The 3501-nt window shown below is 74.7% G+C and carries 2 protein-coding genes and 1 pseudogene; all 3 read right to left on the reverse strand.

Features of this window, described 5'->3' with window-relative positions:
• Positions 1–359 precede the first annotated feature (359 nt).
• Positions 360–1610 (reverse strand): 3-phosphoshikimate 1-carboxyvinyltransferase, encoded by a 1251-nt coding sequence (gene aroA, locus FOE67_RS20145; protein ID WP_182666251.1) that lies wholly within the window; start codon positions 1608–1610, stop codon positions 360–362.
• Between the two features lie 110 nt (positions 1611–1720).
• A complete protein-coding gene (locus FOE67_RS20150; RefSeq protein WP_182666252.1) occupies positions 1721–3067 on the reverse strand; it encodes a cytochrome P450 family protein in 1347 nt (448 codons plus the stop codon).
• Positions 3068–3212: 145 nt separating this feature from the next.
• Positions 3213–3501 (reverse strand): annotated as a pseudogene (locus FOE67_RS20155) (hypothetical protein); the annotation flags it as partial.

Raw genomic sequence — 3501 nt, forward strand, 5'->3', positions numbered from 1 at the left:
CCGCGCTCTACCCCGTATTCTTCGTTGGCAGCGTCGGCTGTGTCGTCAGGTTTGTATAAGAGACAGCCGGCGGCCGGGGCCGTCCAGCGGCCGCGACGGGACCTGCGCGCCCCCCGGCCGGCGGCGGGCGGCGGGTCGACGGACGGGGGGACGGCGGATGGTGTGGCGACCGGGTTCACGGACTCTCTCCTGCTCGGTGGGGCCCGGCCGGAGGGGTTGTTCCCGCTCCGGCCGGCGTGGTGATCCCACCCTCCCGGCGCGACCCGGTCCGCCACATCCGGCGCGGGACCACACCCGGTGTGCCACCTGCGGCCACGTCCCTTACGACCTCCGGAGGAGGCCCCGGTCCTCCCCGGGGATCAGACGGTGCCCGCGGGCGGGCCCCAGACCTCGGCGAAGACCCGGTGGAAGCCGGGGAAGGTCTTCTTCACGCAGTCGGGGTCGTCGAGGGTGATGCCGGGGGTGCGCAGGGCGGTCACGGAGAAGCTCATCGCCATCCGGTGGTCGCGCCGGCAGCCGATCTCGGCGCCCGTCGGGGTGCCGGGGTGGATCTCCAGCCAGTCCCGTCCCGTCCCGGTGCGGATGCCGAGCCGACCGAGGTTGTCGGCGCAGGCGTCGAGGCGGTCGGATTCCTTGATGCGGGTGTTGTAGACGTCCTCGATGCGCACCGGGCCGTCGGCGAAGGGCGCGATGGCCGCCAGGGTGGGCATGGTGTCGGAGATGTCCCGCATGTTGACGGTGACCCCGCGCAGGGTGCCGGTGCCGCGCACGGTGGTGGCGTCCTCCCCCACCGTCACCTCGGCGCCCATCTCCCGCAGGATGTCCACGAACCGCAGGTCGCCCTGGAGGGCGTCGCGCCCCAGACCGGGGACCGTGACCTCGCGGCCGGTGAGGGCGGCGGCGGCGAAGAAGTAGCTCGCGGTGGAGGCGTCGGGCTCGACGGGGTAGTCGGTGGCCCGGTACCCGCCCGGCGGCACGACGAAGGTGTCCCCCTGCCGTTCGACGGTCACGCCGAAGGAGCGCATCATCGCGATGGTGATCTCCACGTAGGGGACGGAGACCAGGCCGGTGACGGTGATCCGCAGCCCCTCGTCGGTGAGCGGGCCGAGCAGCAGCAGGGCGGTGAGGTACTGGGAGGACAGACCGGCGTCCAACTCCAGCTCGCCGCCCTTGACGCCGTCGGCGACCACGCGCAGCGGGAGGTGTCCCTCGGCCTCCTCGCACTCCACCCGCACGCCCAGTTCGCGCAGGGCGGTGACCAGGGGGCCGATGGGGCGGCGACGCAGTTGGTCGGAGGCGTCGAAGCGGTACTCGCCCCGGCCGGCGGCGACCAGGCCGGGCAGGAAGCGGGCGACGGTGGCGCCGTCCCGGCACATGATGTCGGCCCGCTCGGCGGCGGGACCCGCGGGGCGGCCGGTGATCCGCCAGTCCTCCCCGTCGCGGTCGCCCCGCTCGACGGCGTAGCCGAGGCGCTCCAGGCCCTCGGCGAAGGCGTCGGTGTCGTCGGCGAGCAGCGGACGGCGCAGGGTGGTGACGCCGTCGGCGGCGGCGGCCAGGAAGAGGGCACGGGCGGTGACGGATTTCGATCCGGGCAGTGACACGGTCGTCATACCCCGCATGATGTCACCGGCGCGGGGATCGGCGTCGCGCTCACCGAACGGTGAGACCCCGCCGGGGAGCCCGGGGCCGGGTCGGCCGGACGCCGGCCCGGCCGGGCCCGTCACCAGCGCACGGGCAGCTGCTCCGGGCCCCGGACGATGAGGCTGAGCCGGTGCCGGATCTCCTTCGGATCCGTGTCCAGGTCGAGGTCGGGACAGCGCTCCAGGAGGGCGCGCAGGGCGATCCGGGCCTCCAGCCGGGCGAGTGGCGCGCCGAGGCAGAAGTGGATGCCGTGGCCGAAGGACAGGTGCGGCGGTCGGGGGTCGCGCAGGATGTCGAAGCGGTCGGCGTCGGGGGCGTACGCGGGGTCCCGGCCCACGGAGGCGAGGACGACGAGGAGCCCTTCGCCGGCGGGCACGGTGACCTCGCCGAAACGCACCGGCTCGGTGGTGAAGCGGAAGGTGGCGCGCTCCACGGGCGGGTCCCAGCGCAGCGTCTCCTCGATCGCCGCATCGATCAGGGCGGGGTCCCGGCGCAGCGCTGCGAGTTGTTCGGGGTGGGTGAGCAGGGCGAGGAAGGCGTTGGCGATGAGGTTGACGGTGGTCTCGTGGCCCGCGACCAGGAGCAGGAAGGCCATGCCGATGAGTTCGGCCTCCGAGAGGCGGTCGCCCTCCTCGTCCCGGGTGCGGATGAGGGCGGCGAGCAGGTCGTCCCCACCGGCCTCGCGCTTGCGTTCGACGAGTTCGGCCAGGTAGGCGTTCATCGCCACGGCGGCGTCGCGCTCCTCCTCGGGGCCGGCGCCGCCCAGGAGGATCGCGGACCAGCTGCGGAAGGTGTCGCGCTCCAGGAAGGGCACGCCGAGGAGTTCGCAGATCACCGTCATCGGCAGCGGGACGGCCAGGGACTCCACCAGGTCGGCGCGGCGGTCGGGGGCGGCGGTCATGGTGTCCAGGAGTTCCCGGGTGATCTCCTCCAGCCGGGTTTCCAGCAGGGCGATGCGGCGGGGGGTGAACTCGCGGGAGACCAGGCGTCGCAACCGGGTGTGGTGGGGCGGGTCCAGGTCGAGCATGTTGTGGTCGATGGAGCGACGCTCCTCGCGCCGGCCCTCCATGCCGGGAACCCGCGTCCAGTCCTTGATCAGCCGGGGGTCGGTGAGGGCGGCCCGGGCCGCGTCGTGGCCCAGGACGAACCGGACGATGCCCCCGTCGGCGAGCCGGACCCGACAGGCGTCGCCGAAGCGCTCCCGCATCCGGGCGTAATAGAGGTAGGGGTCCCGGACGAACCGTCCGCCGAGGGCGGGCAGGTCGATGACGGGCGCGGGGGTGCCGCCCTGTCCCGGTGGGCCGTCGGGACGCAGCGCGGCATCGAGGGCTGCGTCGATGTCATCGGCGAGGGTGTCGCCGGGCCGGGCCGGGCCGGGGATCGCGGCGGGCGGGACGGTGGCCCGGCCCGTGGAGTCGCTGCTCATGGCCCGACCCTACGTCGCGGCACGTCTCCCGCCGGGTGGGTTTCGAGCCGGCCCGGGCCCGACTCCGGCCCCCGCTCCGGCCCGCCCTCGGATCCGTCGTCCGGTCCGGATCCGTCGTCCGGTCCGGGTCCGGGTCCGGGCGGGGTCACGGGAGGGCCGCGCGGAAACGCTCCGCGAGGTCCGCCGCGCCGTCCCCGGTCAGCGAGCCGTACAGCCGCAGGCGGGCCAGGCCGCCGTCGGGAAGGATCTCCACGCGTACCCGGGTGGCGGTGGAGGCCTTCTTTCCGTGGGGGCCGGCGGGGCCGTCGGGAAGCAGCAGGCGGTGGACGGTGTCCGGTTCCAGGCGGGTGGCCGGGAGCAGTTCCCGCCACCCCGGGGCGGCCGGATCCGTCGGGTCGCCGGCGTCGGGGGCGGCGGCGTCGAAGGTGTGCAGC

It is taken from the genome of Streptomyces calidiresistens (genome assembly GCF_014141525.1).
GTDB lineage: Bacteria > Actinomycetota > Actinomycetes > Streptomycetales > Streptomycetaceae > Streptomyces > Streptomyces calidiresistens.